The sequence below is a fragment of the Candidatus Merdisoma sp. JLR.KK006 genome, from assembly GCF_036941035.1.
Taxonomy (GTDB): domain Bacteria; phylum Bacillota; class Clostridia; order Lachnospirales; family Lachnospiraceae; genus Laedolimicola.
Window position 1 is genome coordinate 1 of record NZ_JAYMNS010000005.1, and the last position, 18,077, is coordinate 18,077.

The window sequence follows — 18,077 nt, forward strand, 5'->3', positions numbered from 1 at the left end:
ACTATTCATTAGGTAGATGGATTGTGGAAACGCAACAAATGGGAGAAAAGCGAGCAAAGTACGGAGGTAAAGTTATTAAAACATTATCTGAAAAGCTTCAGAAAGAATTTGGTAAAGGATTTTCAGAAGATACGTTGAAAAATGCTAGGAAATTTTATTTGATTTATAAGGAACGAATAAGCGAAACAGTGTTTAGCCTTTTTGCAGTTGAAAAAAGTGAAACAGTGTTTAGCTTTTTTGAAAAAGAGCCACCATTTATCGTTTCGTGGTCACATTATTTGCAGTTAATGCGCATAGAAAATGAAGCTGAACGTAGTTTTTATGAAATTGAAACGGCAAAAACTGGATGGGGAGTTCGTACTCTGCAGAGGCAATATAATTCCAGTTTATATGAACGTTTAGCGTTGAGAAGAGACAGTAATTGAAATTATTGAATTGTAACGGAATGCTTTGGAGAAGGTATTGAGACAAAGTAATTGTTTAGATTCCTTTGCTAACAGCATTTGAGAGAAAAGCTGTCAACCTTACACAAAACACCGCTTCCGGTAAAATCGGGGCGGTGTTTTTGTGTGGCAACCGTTTAAGGAGGTTACGCCGTGCCTTTCCAAATTGCAAGGTTAATGCAAGGTTATCGCAAGGTCAATGTAAGGTTGGCGTGATAGAATAGCAGACATGAAAAGCAATACCTTGAACAGTGCCAGAAGGATTTACAGGCAGAAGCTATTGTGACTGGAAATCTTTCTCTATAAAGGGTACAGGACAAGGTATTGCGGAACTGGAATAGGAGGTTTTCACATGAAGAAAAAAATTTTGTTTGGAATTGGCGCTGTTGTTATAGCGGCTGTTTGCGTCTGTATTTTCTCTCTTTCAAAAGCAGGCAGCACATACTATTATTCACAGATTGATAACAGCAAAATGGAACAGGTTGAATCGAGAGGCGGTGTAATTAATTTCAGCGGGAGTATGGATTACTCATACACTTTATTTTCCTATGATGAGAATGGAAAGGGAAAAGATATTACATTCGGAGCATCAAGGGAATTGAAAGAAGACGCTTTTATCCGCTTAACGATAATGCCGATCCGTGGTGTTCTTGAATGGGAGGAAGTACAATATGACGAACTTCCGGCGGCTGTTCAGGACCAATTTTCCAACAATCCGAATTAAGAAATCCATCAAGCTTCAATTAGAAATCGTATCTTCAAAAAGAGAATCAAACACCTTTTTTGTTTCTTCACTCATTTTGCGGGCAAAGCCTGACAGAGACAATGTTGTCAGTTCTCCCTTGGCATTAAGCTTCAGCGGCTTTTGCTTTGACTTACTGGGGCCGAAAAGAAGGGTGGGAATCATCTCCTTGGGAATGGGCCTTGGCTGTATGGACGAGCCATTGCTTCCGGACGCAGCCGTTTCCGAGCAGCAGTTGAAAGGCTCCTGATGACACAGATGAGGAACCGGAGTTCGTTTGGCCAGGTATGCAACCTTATTTATTTCCGGGGGAAGTTCATCAAAATGATCAAAACAATTTCCATTTGCCACACGGAAGATGGGAGCGCCATTGCGATAGGGGATCTCCTCACATGCAGCGTCTTTAGGAATCAGGGCGGCCCATCGCTCTCCGGTTTCACGCAATAGATAGTCAAATGCACTTTCCACTTTTTCCACCGGAAGGCGTGCCATAATAGATAAGGTTCCTTTTTCCAGAGTTACGGGATAGATAACATCTCCTGCCTTTATTTTTGCAATGGAGGGCATTTTCGTATGAATGCTTCCCAATACCACCCGGATAGGGCCGGTATCCTTTGCTTTCTTCAGCTTTGCGATTTGCTCCTTTGGCCAATAAACAATGTATCCTGCCATGGGTTCTCCTTTATCAATTTTTCGAATAGCGAAATTTCTTTCATATTCTCATTTTTTTCTCCATAAAACTTGCAGCTTTCCTTGTCATTATAATCCGTTTTTGCAAGGAGTGCAATTACCTAAAGACAGTAAATTTGCATCTTCCATCGGTACATGCTTCAGGTTGCTTTACCATTGAGGAAAGCTTAACGGGAAATGTGTTCGGCATAGTTCTTCTCAAAAATCAATGGGTATAGTATAATAAACTCAGATCCAATGGGTATAGGAAAGCGGGCTTTTAATTGGAAAAGAATTTATAAAATAACGAGCCAAATGAAACACAAGAGTTTTTAGTACGGACTACCGGATGATATTTTCGTCTAAAAATGGTAAGGAGAGATATGAACAGAGTAATTCTTATAATAGTTCTTTTGATTTTTAGCATAAAAGCAACAGGATGTGTGCCAGATAAAAGCGGTACAGCCCTAAGCAAAATGAACAAAGGCTGTTATGTTGAAATAGATGCTTTATTAGAGATGAATGAAAGTAACTGCACATCTGAAAATGACAGGATTGACGATACGCAAGTCAAAGAACGCCATATTTATAACGAGAATAATCCGGACAAGAATTTGTTTTTACAGTTTCTCCATGATGAAATTCCGATCACTCATTATCCTTATGAATGGATAGAAGGAACAACTATTTATAAAACGCTTTATTTTAGCGAAATAATAGATGAATTTGGTTTTTACCCGGAATTGTATATGGTTGATATGGACGGGGACGGAATACAGGAATATTGCTTTAGAATTGTGGCATTACTCAATACAATAAAATACAATGAAGAATTGGGATGCTTTGAGATATGGCTGCAAGAAAGAGAACAGCAAAAACCTATTGGAAACGGGCAAATGTATTCCAAAGATTTTCACACAGATACAAGGTATGGATACTATTTATATGATAAAAATGCAAATTTGATCGAATATAAATTATATACCGTTACACCAATGAGTGATGGAAATGGAGGAGAATGTGTTAAATATAGTATCTGGGATGAAGAAAAAGGTGTTTTTGATGTAGTTACCGAGGAAGTTTGGAATAAAGAAACAAAATTTTTATTTGAATTAATTGATCATGCGTCCAAACCAATGAGCTATGAAGAATTATTGGGAGACTAATACGATATAAATGGTTTCAAGAAAGAACAATTTCTCTAATATAATTTTTACAAATAACGGAGAACAAACGGATGACAGGACATTTTGGATTTTCCTACATAGGGCTGATATTCTTGCTGCTGCTATTCATTCTTAGAATATAACAGTCAGTGGCACTAAGCCGCTTGATTTCCTCAACAACAGACTTTAGCACGTCATGGCCCTGTTTTTCTTGTAATTATAGTCTGTTTTTGTAAGAAGTGCAATTACAGAAAGGGGTAAATTTGTACTTGTCAATTTCTGTTCTTGTTTGGTATATGCATCAGGCTGGTTTGTCGCTGGGATGACCGAAAAAATAATATAGAAACTGAAACGTTTTTGAATGTAGAAGCACAGGAAGGGCACATGATCGCATTTATGGATTATGCGGGAGAGGATAAAGAAGAGGTATGCCTGATTTGTCAAATAAGGTAAAGGATTGGTTCACACAAAACGGATGGGGAGTGAATGATTAAGAGATGATATTTTTTGGATATCAAAGAAATGATGAAAGTTTATTGGAATTAAATGAATTTTTTGTAAAGTCTGTTCCATCAGGAAAGCTATTGCAGTATAATGGAGCCATTGACAAATTGGAGAATTTGGGAGGTATTCATTTTGAAAAAAATCGGTATTACAATTTTAAAATCCATAGGCTTTTTTCTGGGATGGACAATATTGGTTTCTATATTGCCGTTATCATCTTCAAAGGAACAAGCTATATGGAGATTATGGGCAGAAATTACACCTCTATTGGCAGTAGCAGCTTTTACTCTCATCTTTTGGCTTGCTGAAAAGAAAAATGTAAAGTTACATTTATTCGATAATCCAGTAAAGGGAATGGTATTGGGAGTAATCGCAGGGATTGTATGGTTAGCTATCCCTGTTTTGGTAATGTATGCAGCAAAAATTATCCATGTTGACGGAACTAACTTAATTAACCTATTCCCTGTTTGGGTGCTGGCAGTATTTCTAAATACCATTATGCAGGAACTTCTTGTTCGTGGTTATTTGTATCAAATGCTTAAGCAAAAGCACAATATAATTGTTGCTGCGATTGTGACAACAATACTTTTTACAGCATTGCATGGAGGGGCATTTGAAGCGGGTATTATTCCCGTTTTAAATGTACTTACTATGAGTTTGCTTATGATAGTAGTCCTTGAATATAGCGGCTCCATTATAGCACCAATTATTATGCATTTTTTATGGAATGGAATTGGTGCATTAGTTTTAGGTGGTGTGTCACTTGCTGATGACTATCCAAATCTGTTTGTTACGACTTTTACTGGAAGCGATATTTTGTCCGGCGGAATTTGCAAAATTGAAGGAAGCATTATTGTTTTAATTGTCAATGTGATTTTGATTGCATTTTTTATATTTATACAAAGGAAAAAAATATAAGCATAGATTCCGGTTTATCGAGCCACGCTCCCAACTAAATACTACCAGCACAAAACCGCTGCTACATGGAAACATATACCATGCAACAGCGGTTTTCTTATTCCCGCTTCTTTCTCTGACCGACATAGCTTTTGAAGCATTTCGATTTTTCAAGGGGCCTTGCGCCCTTTCCGGGCTATCTTGATTGCTTCCCCAAAAGCCTTAAAGTCATATCATGGTACTGGTCTTTTTGCTATATTCATTCACCCTATTACATTTTACTGTTCACCTTTCTTTTTGGATATATTTACACTGTTCTATCAGTTGATCTAAATAATTCGTAAAATGTAATCGAGAAAATTTTGTTTTCTTTATGAAATCTTCAAAAACAGAAGCTATTCTTTTCTCATAATCAAAAGAAAGGATAATACAAAATATGGAAATGATTTTGAAAACAATAAACCTCTGCAAAATCGTCCGGCTGACGGAAACAGGCAATAAAAGAGCCGTCCATATCGGCATTATCGCAGGTGGCGTTCTTGGATATGAGGGAAAATTGAACGCAAACGAAAATTTGGAACAGCTTTTTATGGACGTTGCAAAAAGCAATCACAGGGAGGGTTAAGGCATGAACTATCTGAAATCAGAGCATTTAAAATTCAAGAGGACAATATCGAACAAACTGATTTTCATTGTTCCACTAATCACCGCTATTTTTGCGTGGCTTATGGGTGGATTTATGGGGTATCAATACATGACACTTTACTGGTGGTATGCGTTTTTGCTTCCGGGAGCAATCGCAATTTTGTGTTCTTTGTCACACAGAAAAGAAGAAAGCGCCGGGAAATACTATTCGGTATTTTCTATGCCCGTGAACCTTTCAAAATTTGAATTTGCTAAGGGCATTATCTTAGTCGAAAAACTGCTTGTTTCAGCGATATTTTTAGCATTGCTTATTTCTATCAGTAATATCATTGCTCCGGCAACGGCAGTATATTCTCTTTTACACAGCATTGCAGGAAGTATCGGGATTATCCTTGCGTCTGTCTGGCAAATCCCTTTGTGCCTGTACTTAGCACGCAAAACGGGAATGTTTGTGCCGATTGTATTAAATACAATACTTGGGATTGTTCTATCTACTGCTACTGCATTAGGAAATACAATAGCATGGTGGTTTGTACCGTATTGTTGGGCGGCAAAACTGGCAAAGCCACTTATGGGAATTGAAATAAACGGAACTTATGCGGGAAATTGTGGATTTTCTATAGCCATTATGATTTCCATTGCGTTGTCAATACTCTTGTTTCTTATTTTGTCCTATGCCGACGCAAAGGATTTTTCCAAAGGGAGGTAGACGGAAATGGGTTTTATTCATGCGGTTCGTTCTGAACAGGTAAAAACGAAGCATACACCGTTTGGGGCTATCCATTTTTGTATACCTGCTATTGGGGCATTGTTATTTCTTGTTTACTATTTCCATTATGGCAGCACAGCAGATAGCAAAAAGCTCAAAATGATATTAGAAATTACGACAACGTTTTTTCCATTGTTGATAAGCGTTATTGTCGGTCTGAATGTTGCGCTGGAAGAAAAGGTTTCACACTTCCAAACGCTGCTTGCTGTACCGAACCGACACAAAAATATGCTTGCAAAATTAACTTATCTTTATGGTTCGGGGGTATTTGCATTGTTCTTTCTGTTCCTTTTATTTGTGATTGGCATACATCTTTTGGGAATGGCTGATACAGTGCAGCTCGGAATGCTGATTGGAGCCGCCGCCGGGATGGCCTTTTGTAACTTGATAATATACATCCTGCACTTGTTCCTTAGCTTCAAATTTGGATTAGGGTTATCCCTGTTTTGGGGCGTGTTTGAAAGTTTGCAATGTATCTTATATAGCAATATCGAACTAAAAGGCATAGCGAGGTATATTCCCTTTTCATGGTCTATGAATTGGGTAAAGGATATTTTGAGCCGACAAATTTTCAACTATGGAACGGAAAAAATATGGATTGCAGCATTAACAACAGGCGGCTTGCTGCTGACCTTATTATGGTTTTCTCATTGGGAAGGACGGAAAAATTATGAATAAAAATAGAAAAATGGTTATCGTCTTGCTGTTTGCTTTTGTTCTATGCTTTTCTCTTGCGGGCTGCTCTTTACAGGAAAAAATCAGGGAATATTCCAGTGATAAAGAGCAATGTTATCTGGACGCAGAGAATGTGACGCAATTTTCCTTTAAGGGAAACGACTATACGATTTTGGAGGATACCGTTTCTAATGGTGGGCTTGGGGAATGGACTGGATATATTCGGCAGCTTGCAGCGGTAGACGAAACGGGAAAAGTATTGCTTCAAGAAAACATAGAATCTGCTACCTTTCGGACGTTGGCAGATTTAGCGGATAAAGCCCCGGAAGCTGCTTATATTATCCCATTCTTGAATGTGTACGCAGCCCCCAACGCTGAAGATTATCTGATTGTAGATGTAAACGGAGGGTATCACAAAGCTGTTAGAAAAGAAAATATCAAAGACACAGATACGGTCTTTGATTTCAAGGACACAGAGCAGTCTATGGGTGGAAAGTTTGAAATCAATCCCGAAAATGCAACGCAGCTCCTTTGCGACGGGATTATTTATCAAGTAACCTCTGATACTGTATCAAATGATGAATTAGGAAGCTGGATTGATATTCTTGCGGAAAGCGTTACATTCGATACGGAAACAAAACACCCTTTGTCCAAAGAAGAGTTGAACAAGATTGACTGGAACGGAAAAAATGCCGGACAGGGACGGGAACAAAGGTTTTACGCAGATGTTTACGAGATTTATGGTACGGATAAAACAGAAGCGGTTGCGGTAAAAATAAATAACCGCTACTATATTGCAGAGCAGAAATGACCTCTGCCCTTGCGGATTATGCTATAATACAAAAAGAGCAACGAAAGGAGGCGACACTATGGCAGCAATCCTTATGGTTGATGATGAACGACCTATTTTAGAGCTTGTGAAAAATGGGCTGCAAAAAGACGGGCATTTCATTACTGCCTATACGTCTGCCGCACAGGTTCCGCTTGATAAGCTGAACAGATACGATTTGATTATACTGGACATTATGATGCCGGATATGGACGGATTTTCTTATTGCAATAAAATCCGTTCATTGGTGGACTGCCCTATTCTCTTTTTGACAGCTAAGACAATGGAAAATGATATTACATTCGGGCTTGGCTTGGGAGCAGACGACTATCTGACAAAACCATTCCGCATTGCGGAGCTGCGGGCAAGGGTAAATGCCCACTTGCGCCGGGAACACAGGGAACGGCATACAGCCCTTACCTTTGAACGGATAAAAATTGATTTGTCCGCAAAGGAGCTGCGGGTAGATAATATACCTGTTCCCCTAACCAAAAGTGAATATCTAATTTGTGAATATCTTGCAAGAAATAAAGGACAGGTATTTTCAAAAGAACAGATTTATGAGGCTGTTTTTAGCTTGGACGGCGACAGCGATAATTCTACCATTTCCACTCATATCAAAAATATCCGGGCGAAATTAAGCAAATTGGATATTCAGCCGATAGCGACAGTTTGGGGGATAGGGTATAAATGGGAATAAAAAGAACAACATCATTGAAAGCGTCTTTTTGGAAATTTTTATGTATGCTGCTGATTGGGCTAATGGGTTCGGTAGCTATTCCATTTAGCCTTATCCTTGCCGGAATCAGAACGGGCTTTATTACTTATGCGGATTATTCAGAACGCAGCGCAAAAAATCTTGTTCCAATTATTGCCGTAACGCCGGATTTAACAGATGTTCAGCTTCCTATGGGGTGCAAGTACCTAATACTGGATAAGAATTATCAAATGCGGGAAACGTCTTTAGAGGGCGACGATTTAGACAGGGCTATGGAGTATGCCCTATCTGGAAAGATAAACGAAAACCTCAACAAGCAGTATCTGTTTGTTACCCGCAAAAATGAATATGTGGTGCTTCAATATTACATTGGCTCACAGTTTATAAATGAATGGTTCTATAATCATTTTCCCTCACCGGAAATTCTGCTGTATATCCTCATGGGGATAAACTGTATCGCGGTCTGCGTGATATTAACAGCGAAGTTTGCAAAAAATATGAGGGCGCAGCTCTCCCCACTTTTTGAAGCAACAGAAAGAGTGGCAGAACAAAATCTTGATTTTGAGGTGGGACACTCAAAAATCAAAGAATTTGAAGATGTGTTATGTTCTTTCTCTGATATGAAAAATAACTTGAAATTATCTTTAGAGAAACAATGGAGAGCGGAACAATTACAAAAGGAGCAGATAGCGGCACTTGCTCACGATTTAAAAACGCCCCTAACTGTCATTCAAGGAAATATCGACTTGATAAGTGAAACAGAGCTTGAAGACGAACAGCGGTTATATGTGGGGTATATTACGGAAAGCTCCGGGCAAATGGGCGTTTATATTAGGACGCTGATTGATATATCCCGGACAGTAGCCGGGTATCAGCTCAATTTGGAAGAATTTGATATAACTGATTATATGGAGCAGATTGAAGCGCAGGCAAATTCATTATGCCTTACAAAAGAAATTTGTTTACACATGGAAACAGAGGCAAATTTAGGAAATTTCAAAGCGGATAAATTACTACTGGAACGGGCAATTATGAATGTGATAGGCAATGCGATAGATCACTCTCCACCAAAAGGGACAGTCTATGTAGAGGTGCAGAAGCCGGACGACGGCTTTATACAAATCTCTATAATAGATGAGGGAAGCGGTTTCACGCCGGAAGCCCTACATCATGCACAGGAACAATTCTTCATGGGGAATAAGAGCCGAACCTCAAATATGCACTTCGGTATGGGACTATATATTACGAGCAGCATTATCAAGCAGCATAACGGACAGCTCATATTAAAAAATTCTGATAAGGCAAAGGGGGCACAGGTCATTATCAAAATTCCATATTGAAATTAGTGAGCGATACTATGGTATCGCTCATTTTTTTAATCTTTATGAAATCCACAAAATCAGCGTTCAGCATATAAGCAAAGAATCAAAACGCAATCTGCCGCACGGCGGCAAAAGGAGACAGCCGCCATGAAGCACATATCGTATGGACAAAATCCGACGGTCATTGACATATCAAAAAAGCCCGTCCGCCGCCTGGGGAAATTCTACCCATAAATATGAACTGTCTAATCAACTAAATACTGCTTACTTTAGGAAATGACATCAGTGAATAGGACGGCTCTTTTTTTGATGACTTTCCAATTGCGGTCAAAAACCAACCAATTATGGACATTTAGGCAGAAGGCAATTTTCAGAGTTATTCTATAAGCACAACAAAACAAGAAACAAAACAGGAATAGGAGGACTTTGGTATGCGTCATATTTGGATTCGCAGTATTTTGGCTTTGGTTTGGCTGGCGGCGGCAGCGGTGAGCGGAGGCGCTCTGTATGTGGTAATGGGAATGATATTTCTTGTTTCTGCTTATTCGGGATGGAGGAAAGAGCGAAATGGAAAAGGAGATGAATAGAATGGCGGGAGGGCTGTCCGTTCGGAATCTGAATGCCTGGTATATACCGGGAAAGCCGGTACTGTCCGGACTTTCCCTGGAGCTTAAAAGAAATGAGGTCCTGGGGCTTATGGGGCTGAACGGAGCCGGAAAGACCACCCTTTTGAATATTCTCTCCGGGCTTCATAAGGGCTTTTTGGCAGATGCTTTGGAAGCAGAGGGAAAGCCCCTGACATTTCGGGAGGAAGCCTTTAAAAAGCGCCGTTATACGGTATTTGCGGAGGATCACTCTTTTTCCTATTTTACTTTTCGGGAATATCTTTCCTATGTGTTTCGGGCTTATGGAAAGCAGGCGCCAAAGGCGGATGAACTGATTCAGGGCTTTGGATTTGAAGCATATGAAAATAAGCTTTTGGGCGATTTGTCCATGGGAAATCGAAAGAAAGCCTTTTTGATTACGGCCTTTGCCCTAAAGCCGGAGTTTCTTTTTCTGGATGAGCCGGTGAACGGGCTGGATTTTGCCGGGACGGAGTTTTTGTATCAGCAAATAAAGGGATATGGAGCTTACGGAACACTGCTGTTTTCCTCCCATATTTTAGAGAGCATCACCCTTACGGCGGAGCGGGTATTGGTGATGGAGGACGGGCGGATTGGCCGGAACTTTTCCTGCGGGGATATAGATGCGGAAGAAATTCGGAGATCCTTCTTAACGGGGCACTGTTAGAACTATTGCGGAACTAGTACAACGAATAGGAGAGTTAAAGATGTGGAAAGGATTTGCAGCTTATTTATTTGGCTCACGCTATGAAAAGGCGGTAAAGAACGGCCTGATTTGCCTGTTTGTATTCTGTGGCTTAAGGCAGGCGGAAGTTTCGGTGCGGATTGCCCCCGGCATTCTGTATCTGATGACAGGAGCTGTTACCATTGGAGCCATGTGGCAGGATCTGTCTGCAAAAAATGAGGCACTGGCAGGAAAGAATCTTTTCATGCTGCCTTTTTCGGGATGGCGCTTAACTGCTTCCTATGTGGGAGCATTAGGGAGTTATGCAGTGATTACACGGACCGGAATTTTGCTGGCAGTGGTTTTGGCTGTTTCTCCATGGGGAATGGCGGAGCTTACAGGCTGCCTGATCTGTGCCCTTTACAGTATTCTTGCGGCGGCTTTGATTTATGGGGAGAGCAGAAAGCGAAGGCTTATTTTCCTCTGGATGGGCGGCACCGTTCTTCTGGCCTTGTGGCTGAGCGGGACTTGGCTGTTTCATGTTATATTGTTTGTAAACAGTCTTGCTGCGGCCTTCTTTTTGAAGGGGATGGATGCTTATGCATTTTATGAAGGAGAAGGCTTTCGCTTTCCCGTATTCGGAACGGCATCCGTTTGGGCTGGCCATAAGCCGGGAAAGGGCATTTTGATTTGGAACTATTTTTTCCGGTATTTATGGTGTCACAAGAATTATTTGATCAATTTAGTGATTTTATGGGGAGTGGCGGCGGGACTTCCTCTTTTCTTTGGGCAGACGGAGAGGGAGTTTGTACTTACGATAGGCTGTTCCCTTCTTACCCTGAATACGCCTGTCTGCATTCTGCTCTCCGCAGATCCGGATCTGGAACAGGCAGTGCGGACACTGCCGGGACAGCGGATGCGCTTTGTGCTTCCCTATGGAATGTTTCTGTTTGCCTGCAGCCTGGCAGGTGATCTGATTTTCCTTTGCAGCTTTTGGCTTAAGAATGGGCAGGGACATATAAGCGATGTATGTCTGGCCTTGATTTTGGCAGGCTTGGGATCGGCAGGTTCTGTGCTTATGGAGTGGTATTTTCCTATACGCAGATGGAAGACGCCAAGTGATCTGTGGCATCATCCCAGGAAATACGTGGTTCCTGGCCTCCTGCTCCTTTTGACGGGGATTTTTTGGGTACTGTTTTAGCAATCATGCGGACATCAATTCCCATTCCCCCTAGATATCCTCTATTTTCTATATGTTTCTTTTCAAAAACTCACATTTGTAGTATAGTTAATGTAATGGAAACGAGACAAATGAGTTTTAAAGCAAGAGGTACTATATGGAACAGGGAAAGATCACAGGAAAAAACATATTTGCCGCAGCCTTCGGAGTTCTGCTGGTAGGCATCGGCGTAGCTTTTAATAATTGTGCCGGATTCGGAAATGATCCCGTGGGAATCGTCTATGATGGAATCCGGGCGGTCAGCGGTATGAACTCTGAGCAGCTTGGCATGGCATCGAATGTAGTAAATATTGCGCTTTTGGTGATTCTTCTCTTTGCGGGAAGGCATTATGTGAGCATCGGAACATTTGTCTATCTGGTTCCCTATGGCTTCTGTGTTAATATGGGGAATTTCCTGTATCGCCATCTTGCGTTTTCGGACGGCTTTCTTGTTCGAGTTGTGTTCAGCGTGACAGGCTGTACATTGCTATGTCTTGGGGTAGCCATCTATATTACGGTGGATATTGGTGTGGATCCCTTTACCGGCGTTGTGCTGGTGCTAAAAGATGTGCTTAAGAAGGAATATCGTTACGTGAAGATTGGATTTGATCTTACTATGGTTATCTTAGGTACGGCTTTGGGCGGAAAGCTTGGAGTGGTTACGCTGATTACCGCCTTGGCCGTTGGCCCTGTTATTCAGGTTTTTATGGGGTTTTTAAAAAAAATTTGGTTCAAAGATGATTTGAAATAGGTTTTTGAAAGAATTTATGCGGTTTATCTGGGGATTGAAATACCCTGAGAAGTAGGTTACAATCAAATTATTAAACAGGAACAGGAGAGGAAATACGATATGAGAGTAGGAATCGCAGGTGCAGGTATGATCGTCCCCACCTTTTTGGATGCGGCGGCTTTGGTAGAGCAGATGGAGATCTATGCTGTTTTTGCAAGAAGAGAAGAGGTGCGGAAGGAATTTTGTGAGAAATATCAGATTCCCGTAGGATATGATTCTTATGAGAAGCTATTGGGAGATCCAAAGGTGGATGTGGTTTATGTGGCCCTTCCCAACAATCTGCATTTTTCCTTTGCAAAGGAAGCATTAAAGGCAGGAAAGCATGTGATTTTGGAGAAGCCCTTTACCGTTACGTATGAGGAAGCTAAGGAGATTGCAGATCTGGCACGGGAAAAGAAGCTGTATCTCTTTGAAGCCATTACCACCCAGTATAATCCCAATTATGACAAGATGAAAGAGCTTCTTCCAAGGCTTGGAGAGATCAAGCTTGTAGCCCTTAATTTTTCTCAGTATTCCAGCCGGTATGACAATTTTAAAAAGGGGATTGTAAGCCCCTCCTTTGATCCGAAGAATGCAGGGGGAGCTTTGATGGATCTGAACATCTATAATATTCATTTTGTGGCAGGCTTGTTTGGAAAGCCTCTGAAGGTGCGCTATTGCCCCAATATGGAGCGTGGTGTTGATACTTCTGGCATTCTTGTAATGGAATATCCCGATTTTCAGGCAGTCTGCATTGCGGCCAAGGACTGCGGAGCGCCCTTGAGCGTCAGTGTTCAGGGAAATAGGGGCTTTTTCCACAGTGATTATGCCTCCAGTATTTTGGCCGGGTTTTCATTTCAGGAAAATAAATGCGAGCCGGAGAATTACCATCTGGCGGACAACCCGGAGCGGCTCTTCTATGAGCTTTTGACCTTTACAAAATATTATGAAGCAGAGGACTGGGAAGCATTTGATAAAAGGCTTGACCATAGCCTGATGGTAATGGAGATTCTTGATGCGGCCCGGAAACCGGAGAATCAGGGGCTGTGAAGCCCCTTGGATTGAGGAACAAACTTATAGCAGATGATAGTAAGGGCAAATATCCTCATAATGCCCGTCTTTCATTAAAAATCCGCCTGGGATCACGCCCAACTGCTGAAAGCCCAGACGTTCATAGAGATGTCTGGCGTGGGTGTTGGTGCGCACAACCGCATTGAATTGAAGAATTCGAAAGCCATGGGCTTTTCCCTGAGCCATGCAGTCCAGAACCAGCTGCTCGCCTATGTGAAGTCCCCGAACCCTGGAACTGACCGCATAGCTGGCATTTGAGATATGGCCGCAGCGTCCCTCGTTGTTGGGATGGAGGATATAAAGTCCCAGAATTTCTCCATTTTCCGTGTTCTTTGCAACACCGCAGTAGGTCTGGGCGGCGAAAAATTCCGGTCCGGTTGTATCGTTCAAAGGATTCAGTTGGGGGAAGGCAATTCCTTCCTCCACTACTTCATTCCAGATGGCAATCATGGAAGGGAGATCTGATGTTTGATAGGCTTCAATGACGATGTTCATAATACATATCCTTTCTGCAGTTCTTTCTATTTTTTTATTGATGCGCCATCCATTTACATTCTGTAATCTCCATATGGGAGAAAACTGCTTCAAAGGATGAGTTCTCCGGAGAGCAGGCATAGATTCCAAAACGGATCTCCTTTGCCCCTTCCCACAGATGGCAGATACGCATCTGCTTAAAGTTTACGCCGTCTTCCGAGCATTCCAGACAGTAGTCGGATTCCCGGCGGCTTAGACGATACCACATGGATTTGACAGAAGCAGGGATATCGGTGGTTGCCCAGTCAGAGTAGCCGTGATTTGTTACTACGCTGCCAAGACGCTGGTACTGTTCATTTTCATATTCGATGGAAGCTTTCAGCCAGTTGTCGCTGTCAAGATACAGGGCAATGCCGCACTGGTCAAAGCGATGGCTGCTTGATGAAAAGTCTGTCTTTACCACAAAGGAGAAATAAGTTTCCTCTGTGGATAGCTGGAGAACCGGGGCATTGTCATTTTGAAAGCCGTAATAGGTTCTCTGCCAGAGATCCGTTCCCGGTTCCGTGGTAATGGTGATTTGCTCATCCTGAATCATAAATGTCTTGGGTTCTCTTGTCCATTGCAGGTCTTTTGCATTCCATTTCATAATAAATACGTTCCTTTCTGTTTGTTTATAATGTTTTTTAGTGGCATTATACATATAGCAGATGAATTAAGCTGTTCCTTTTAGAAGACAATTTAACTCATCCATGTTCTAAAATTTTTTTTGATCTACGGCAAGCTGGAACATTCCCTGATAGTAGTAGTCATCAAAGCTGTCTGCTATGATAAAATGGGGCATATATTCCATGGGAATCGTCTCCTTGCAGTTGTCTTTTACCTGTGATAGCAAGTCTTCCGTAATTAAATCTCCCGTAAGTACAATGGCATCCGGATTGAGCAGTACAAGAATGGCGGCAATGGATTTGGAAATAAAGGGGATACAGGCTCCCGGACGAAGCAGGGACAGCTGTTCTTCACGGCTTATGTCATAGGGAAGAAAGCCGGTCATCCCGGCAAAGCTGTTGGCGCCCCGGATGATGGTGCCTTTGTGGATGGTTGCCGTTCCCGGGAGGATGTGGCTTTGAAAATATCCAAGAGTGATAACTTCATCAGGATTTCCTTTTGTCTTATAATATCCATAGGCTTTGTGATACATATCATTTTCCATAACAGCAGGAAGACCGAAGCGCTGCTCCAATTTTTCTTTTAAGCGAAGATTCTCAAGCTCCGGGATATCGCAGTACCTTATGATTCCATGCTCTGCGATACTGGGGGTTCCTACAATGATTTGGGTCAGATTGTGAAACTTTTCCTGAATCCTTTGAACCCTTTCTTCCAGATCTGAGTAACGAATCTGTGTTAAGGTCTGTGTTTCTTTAGACAGAATTGTTCCGGATGGAGAGAATACAAGGGTTTCCACTGCTTTTTCTCCATGCTTCAGATAGAAGTGGAGAGCCAGATAACTTTCATGCTCTTCCCGAATCTGATAGAGGGTAGAACTTCTTCCGATCTCGCCTGACAGTTTCATCTCGCCGGTTACAATTCCCTGAGACTTAAGATCATTAAGCAGAGTATTGCAGGTAGCGGTACTTAAGCCGGTGCCTAAAGCAGTCTGCTGCTTAGTACAGGCTTTCTCACGCATAAGAAAGCGGTAGATGGAACGTTTGTTTTCCCTGCGGATATCAGCGGAATTATTCATGAGTCACCTCCTGCCTGGTTTTGATGATAATTATTATAACCATTATATTAATTACTGTCAATACTAAAGGGAACTCATTTTTCGTTTTAATTGAAATTTTAGTATATGGTATAGGCAAGTCAAATAGAAATTATTAATTTTATTTCATATGACTTTCAACTTGTATTCTTAAATTTAAGGAAATATAATATAAAAAACGTTGCAAACCTTCAAATAAGAGAGGAGCAATTTCCCATGGCAAATATCTTAATTGTTGAGGATGAAAAAAATATGCAGGATATTATTGCTGCATATATGCAAAAAGGCGGCCATACCTGTTTTACTGCCGATGACGGAGTAGATGCCTTAATGATATTGAAAAGCACCCCAATGGATCTGATGATCCTGGATATTATGATACCCCATCTGGACGGCTTTTCCGTCACCAGGGCGGCACGTGAAATGAGCAGCCTGCCCATTATCATGCTGACAGCAAAGAGCAGTGAGGAAGATAAGCTTAAAGGCTATGAGTATGGTGCGGACGATTACATGACAAAGCCCTTCAGTCCCAAAGTGCTGCTGGCCAAAGTAAACGCCCTTCTCCGCCGAGTTTCCTCCGGTCCTTCAGCCGCTTTAAATGCCGGGAAGATTACCATAATCCCTTCCTCCCGGAAAGTATTTTTAGACGGGCAGGAAATTACACTTACCCACAAGGAATATGAACTGCTCCATTTTTTCATGGCAAATCCCGGACAGGTTTTCACCCGTGACCAACTGCTGAACCGAATATGGGGCTACGATTTTGAAGGAACTACCCGGACTGTTGACACCCATATCAAAACCCTGCGGCAAAAGCTGGGAAATGAGGGAAAGCATATTGTTACATTGATTCGTTCCGGGTATAAATTTGAGGTGGCGCTATGACATGGAAAGACTATTTTTCTCTGCACACGGTCCGCAGGAAAATCATACTCGTATCTAAGGCTGCGGGATTCGTTTTGATTGTATCTTACATTGCGTCAACCCGGCTTACGCTTCCACCCTCTGCTTCCTTGTGGCTCTGGCTTATTTTTGTTACCCTGCTTGTGCTGGTGATTGATTACCTTATGGGACGATTTATTTCCACTCCCATTTCAAGCTTGAACCGATCGGCCCGAAAAATGGCACAGCTGGACTTTTCCGCTCCCTGCAGGGTAGAGAGCAATGATGAATTTGGCGAATTGTCCGCAAGCCTTAATACCATGGCTGAAAATCTTCAAAAGACCCTTGCGGAATTGAAAGCTGCCAATGCGCAGCTTGAAAAGGATGTGGAACAGGAACGGCTTTTACTGGCGGAACGCAAAGAACTGGCAGATCGGCTGTCCCATGAAATGAAAACTCCTTTGGGCGTGATCCGTGCCTATGCCGAGGGCTTGCAGGAGGAAGAGGACGAGACGAAACGACAAAAGTATTCTTCCGTTATCATAGAGGAAACCCGGCGAATGAGCGAGCTGATCACGACACTTTTGGATTTGTCCGCACTGGAAAACGGTGCAGCCCGGCTTACGCCGGAACGATTTGACTATGTGGAGCTTTTGGAGACCGCCGCAGGACGGCTTTTGTCCGATATTCCTGACTGCGATTTTGAGCTGCAATACGAGCTTCCCGAACAGAAGGTATATGTATACACCGATAAAGGCCGTATGGAGCAGGTTCTCAATAACCTGATTGTCAATGCAAAAAGGAATGTGCGATCAGGGGGAATACTGAAATTATCCTTAACAGAAAATGCCGGGATGCTGCATTTCTCTATTTATAACCAGGGACAGCCTATCCCCCAGGAAAATCTGTCAAAAATATGGATGAAATTTTATCGTGATCCCCATTCGGCCTACAGCGGCTCCGGGCTGGGCCTTGCCATTGTAGCACAGATTTTGTCCATGCAGGATTTGGACTACGGTGTTGAGAATAAGGAGGATGGAGTTCGGTTTTATTTCTCTATCCCTTCGGTCTAAAAGTTCGTAGTATATTGTAAGCATCTTCACAGTAAAGCTGCCGCAAAGCCGGCAGCTTTCGTCTTTTACTCATTTCACACGGATTTCACAGCGGCTTCACGTCAACTTCACTCCACCCTTATAATCTTATTTCAGACAAAGGGAAGAACCCTTAAGTAAAGGAG

Annotated in this window: 21 protein-coding genes; 17 read left to right on the top strand and 4 right to left on the bottom strand. The window is 41.9% G+C overall.

Annotated elements, in window-relative coordinates; genetic code table 11:
• Positions 1–425 (top strand): DUF1016 N-terminal domain-containing protein (locus tag VSQ61_RS05480; RefSeq protein WP_334343447.1); only part of this gene is annotated, 425 nt, incomplete at its 5' end.
• A gap of 370 nt (positions 426–795) precedes the next feature.
• Complete coding sequence (locus tag VSQ61_RS05485) at positions 796–1,167, top strand: YxeA family protein (RefSeq protein ID WP_334343448.1); 372 nt, start codon at positions 796–798, stop codon at positions 1,165–1,167.
• Positions 1,168–1,182: 15 nt separating this feature from the next.
• Here the strand turns inward: VSQ61_RS05485 and VSQ61_RS05490 are convergent, their stop codons facing one another.
• Complete coding sequence (locus tag VSQ61_RS05490) at positions 1,183–1,857, bottom strand: hypothetical protein (RefSeq protein WP_334343449.1); 675 nt, start codon at positions 1,855–1,857, stop codon at positions 1,183–1,185.
• Positions 1,858–2,237: 380 nt separating this feature from the next.
• Here VSQ61_RS05490 and VSQ61_RS05495 point away from each other — a divergent pair, with 380 nt between their 5' ends.
• The 13 genes from VSQ61_RS05495 to VSQ61_RS05560 all read left to right on the top strand — a co-directional run bounded on the left by VSQ61_RS05495 (position 2,238) and on the right by VSQ61_RS05560 (position 13,704).
• Positions 2,238–3,020, top strand: a complete 783-nt coding sequence (locus VSQ61_RS05495; RefSeq protein ID WP_334343450.1) for a hypothetical protein — start codon at positions 2,238–2,240, stop codon at positions 3,018–3,020.
• Positions 3,021–3,656: 636 nt separating this feature from the next.
• On the top strand, positions 3,657–4,442 hold the full coding sequence (locus tag VSQ61_RS05500; RefSeq protein ID WP_334343451.1) for a CPBP family intramembrane glutamic endopeptidase: 786 nt from the start codon (positions 3,657–3,659) through the stop codon (positions 4,440–4,442).
• 415 nt (positions 4,443–4,857) lie between these two features.
• The gene (locus VSQ61_RS05510; protein ID WP_334343452.1) at positions 4,858–5,046 is read left to right on the top strand and encodes a hypothetical protein; all 189 of its coding nucleotides are present in this window, start codon (positions 4,858–4,860) and stop codon (positions 5,044–5,046) included.
• Positions 5,047–5,049: 3 nt separating this feature from the next.
• Positions 5,050–5,775 carry a lantibiotic immunity ABC transporter MutE/EpiE family permease subunit gene (locus VSQ61_RS05515; RefSeq protein ID WP_160254344.1) on the top strand — a complete coding sequence of 242 codons (726 nt, stop codon included), beginning with the start codon at positions 5,050–5,052 and terminating at the stop codon, positions 5,773–5,775.
• Between the two features lie 6 nt (positions 5,776–5,781).
• The gene (locus VSQ61_RS05520; protein WP_334343453.1) at positions 5,782–6,513 is read left to right on the top strand and encodes an ABC transporter permease; all 732 of its coding nucleotides are present in this window, start codon (positions 5,782–5,784) and stop codon (positions 6,511–6,513) included.
• Positions 6,506–7,321 carry a NisI/SpaI family lantibiotic immunity lipoprotein gene (locus VSQ61_RS05525; RefSeq protein WP_334343454.1) on the top strand — a complete coding sequence of 272 codons (816 nt, stop codon included), beginning with the start codon at positions 6,506–6,508 and terminating at the stop codon, positions 7,319–7,321. The genes VSQ61_RS05520 and VSQ61_RS05525 overlap by 8 nt, the downstream gene beginning before the upstream one ends.
• Before the next feature lie 58 nt (positions 7,322–7,379).
• On the top strand, positions 7,380–8,039 hold the full coding sequence (locus VSQ61_RS05530; protein ID WP_334343455.1) for a response regulator transcription factor: 660 nt from the start codon (positions 7,380–7,382) through the stop codon (positions 8,037–8,039).
• A complete protein-coding gene (locus tag VSQ61_RS05535) occupies positions 8,030–9,397 on the top strand; it encodes a sensor histidine kinase (protein ID WP_334343456.1) in 1,368 nt (455 codons plus the stop codon). The genes VSQ61_RS05530 and VSQ61_RS05535 overlap by 10 nt, the downstream gene beginning before the upstream one ends.
• 413 nt (positions 9,398–9,810) lie before the next feature.
• The gene (locus VSQ61_RS05540; RefSeq protein ID WP_334343457.1) at positions 9,811–9,966 is read left to right on the top strand and encodes a hypothetical protein; all 156 of its coding nucleotides are present in this window, start codon (positions 9,811–9,813) and stop codon (positions 9,964–9,966) included.
• Entirely contained in the window at positions 9,947–10,669 is a 723-nt protein-coding gene (locus tag VSQ61_RS05545) for an ATP-binding cassette domain-containing protein (protein WP_334343458.1), read from the top strand. Before VSQ61_RS05540 ends, VSQ61_RS05545 begins: the two co-directional genes overlap by 20 nt.
• 40 nt (positions 10,670–10,709) lie before the next feature.
• Complete coding sequence (locus VSQ61_RS05550; RefSeq protein WP_334343459.1) at positions 10,710–11,867, top strand: hypothetical protein; 1,158 nt, start codon at positions 10,710–10,712, stop codon at positions 11,865–11,867.
• Positions 11,868–12,003: 136 nt separating this feature from the next.
• Positions 12,004–12,636, top strand: a complete 633-nt coding sequence (locus tag VSQ61_RS05555; protein WP_334343460.1) for a YczE/YyaS/YitT family protein — start codon at positions 12,004–12,006, stop codon at positions 12,634–12,636.
• A 99-nt stretch (positions 12,637–12,735) separates the two neighbouring features.
• Positions 12,736–13,704 (top strand): Gfo/Idh/MocA family protein, encoded by a 969-nt coding sequence (locus VSQ61_RS05560; protein WP_334343461.1) that lies wholly within the window; start codon positions 12,736–12,738, stop codon positions 13,702–13,704.
• A gap of 24 nt (positions 13,705–13,728) precedes the next feature.
• On the opposite strand, the gene VSQ61_RS05565 is transcribed toward VSQ61_RS05560, so the two are convergent.
• From VSQ61_RS05565 to VSQ61_RS05575, 3 genes are all read right to left on the bottom strand, one after another.
• A complete protein-coding gene (locus VSQ61_RS05565; RefSeq protein WP_334343462.1) occupies positions 13,729–14,220 on the bottom strand; it encodes a GNAT family N-acetyltransferase in 492 nt (163 codons plus the stop codon).
• A 34-nt stretch (positions 14,221–14,254) separates the two neighbouring features.
• Positions 14,255–14,845 (bottom strand): DUF1349 domain-containing protein, encoded by a 591-nt coding sequence (locus tag VSQ61_RS05570; RefSeq protein ID WP_334343463.1) that lies wholly within the window; start codon positions 14,843–14,845, stop codon positions 14,255–14,257.
• A 108-nt stretch (positions 14,846–14,953) separates the two neighbouring features.
• Positions 14,954–15,940 carry an ROK family transcriptional regulator gene (locus VSQ61_RS05575; protein ID WP_334343464.1) on the bottom strand — a complete coding sequence of 329 codons (987 nt, stop codon included), beginning with the start codon at positions 15,938–15,940 and terminating at the stop codon, positions 14,954–14,956.
• Between the two features lie 234 nt (positions 15,941–16,174).
• Here VSQ61_RS05575 and VSQ61_RS05580 point away from each other — a divergent pair, with 234 nt between their 5' ends.
• The gene (locus tag VSQ61_RS05580; RefSeq protein WP_334343465.1) at positions 16,175–16,843 is read left to right on the top strand and encodes a response regulator transcription factor; all 669 of its coding nucleotides are present in this window, start codon (positions 16,175–16,177) and stop codon (positions 16,841–16,843) included.
• Positions 16,840–17,913 carry a sensor histidine kinase gene (locus tag VSQ61_RS05585; protein ID WP_334343466.1) on the top strand — a complete coding sequence of 358 codons (1,074 nt, stop codon included), beginning with the start codon at positions 16,840–16,842 and terminating at the stop codon, positions 17,911–17,913. The genes VSQ61_RS05580 and VSQ61_RS05585 overlap by 4 nt, the downstream gene beginning before the upstream one ends.
• Positions 17,914–18,077 lie beyond the last annotated feature (164 nt).

Coding starts and splice junctions, on each gene's coding strand:
- VSQ61_RS05585 (WP_334343466.1), top strand. CDS start 16,840: ATGACATGGAAAGACTATTTTTCTCTGCACACGGTCCGCAGGAAAATC.
- VSQ61_RS05570 (WP_334343463.1), bottom strand. CDS start 14,845: ATGAAATGGAATGCAAAAGACCTGCAATGGACAAGAGAACCCAAGACA.
- VSQ61_RS05550 (WP_334343459.1), top strand. CDS start 10,710: ATGTGGAAAGGATTTGCAGCTTATTTATTTGGCTCACGCTATGAAAAG.
- VSQ61_RS05545 (WP_334343458.1), top strand. CDS start 9,947: ATGGAAAAGGAGATGAATAGAATGGCGGGAGGGCTGTCCGTTCGGAAT.
- VSQ61_RS05485 (WP_334343448.1), top strand. CDS start 796: ATGAAGAAAAAAATTTTGTTTGGAATTGGCGCTGTTGTTATAGCGGCT.
- VSQ61_RS05525 (WP_334343454.1), top strand. CDS start 6,506: ATGAATAAAAATAGAAAAATGGTTATCGTCTTGCTGTTTGCTTTTGTT.
- VSQ61_RS05555 (WP_334343460.1), top strand. CDS start 12,004: ATGGAACAGGGAAAGATCACAGGAAAAAACATATTTGCCGCAGCCTTC.
- VSQ61_RS05495 (WP_334343450.1), top strand. CDS start 2,238: ATGAACAGAGTAATTCTTATAATAGTTCTTTTGATTTTTAGCATAAAA.
- VSQ61_RS05490 (WP_334343449.1), bottom strand. CDS start 1,857: ATGGCAGGATACATTGTTTATTGGCCAAAGGAGCAAATCGCAAAGCTG.
- VSQ61_RS05565 (WP_334343462.1), bottom strand. CDS start 14,220: ATGAACATCGTCATTGAAGCCTATCAAACATCAGATCTCCCTTCCATG.
- VSQ61_RS05540 (WP_334343457.1), top strand. CDS start 9,811: ATGCGTCATATTTGGATTCGCAGTATTTTGGCTTTGGTTTGGCTGGCG.
- VSQ61_RS05560 (WP_334343461.1), top strand. CDS start 12,736: ATGAGAGTAGGAATCGCAGGTGCAGGTATGATCGTCCCCACCTTTTTG.
- VSQ61_RS05575 (WP_334343464.1), bottom strand. CDS start 15,940: ATGAATAATTCCGCTGATATCCGCAGGGAAAACAAACGTTCCATCTAC.
- VSQ61_RS05580 (WP_334343465.1), top strand. CDS start 16,175: ATGGCAAATATCTTAATTGTTGAGGATGAAAAAAATATGCAGGATATT.
- VSQ61_RS05520 (WP_334343453.1), top strand. CDS start 5,782: ATGGGTTTTATTCATGCGGTTCGTTCTGAACAGGTAAAAACGAAGCAT.
- VSQ61_RS05530 (WP_334343455.1), top strand. CDS start 7,380: ATGGCAGCAATCCTTATGGTTGATGATGAACGACCTATTTTAGAGCTT.
- VSQ61_RS05535 (WP_334343456.1), top strand. CDS start 8,030: ATGGGAATAAAAAGAACAACATCATTGAAAGCGTCTTTTTGGAAATTT.
- VSQ61_RS05515 (WP_160254344.1), top strand. CDS start 5,050: ATGAACTATCTGAAATCAGAGCATTTAAAATTCAAGAGGACAATATCG.
- VSQ61_RS05510 (WP_334343452.1), top strand. CDS start 4,858: ATGGAAATGATTTTGAAAACAATAAACCTCTGCAAAATCGTCCGGCTG.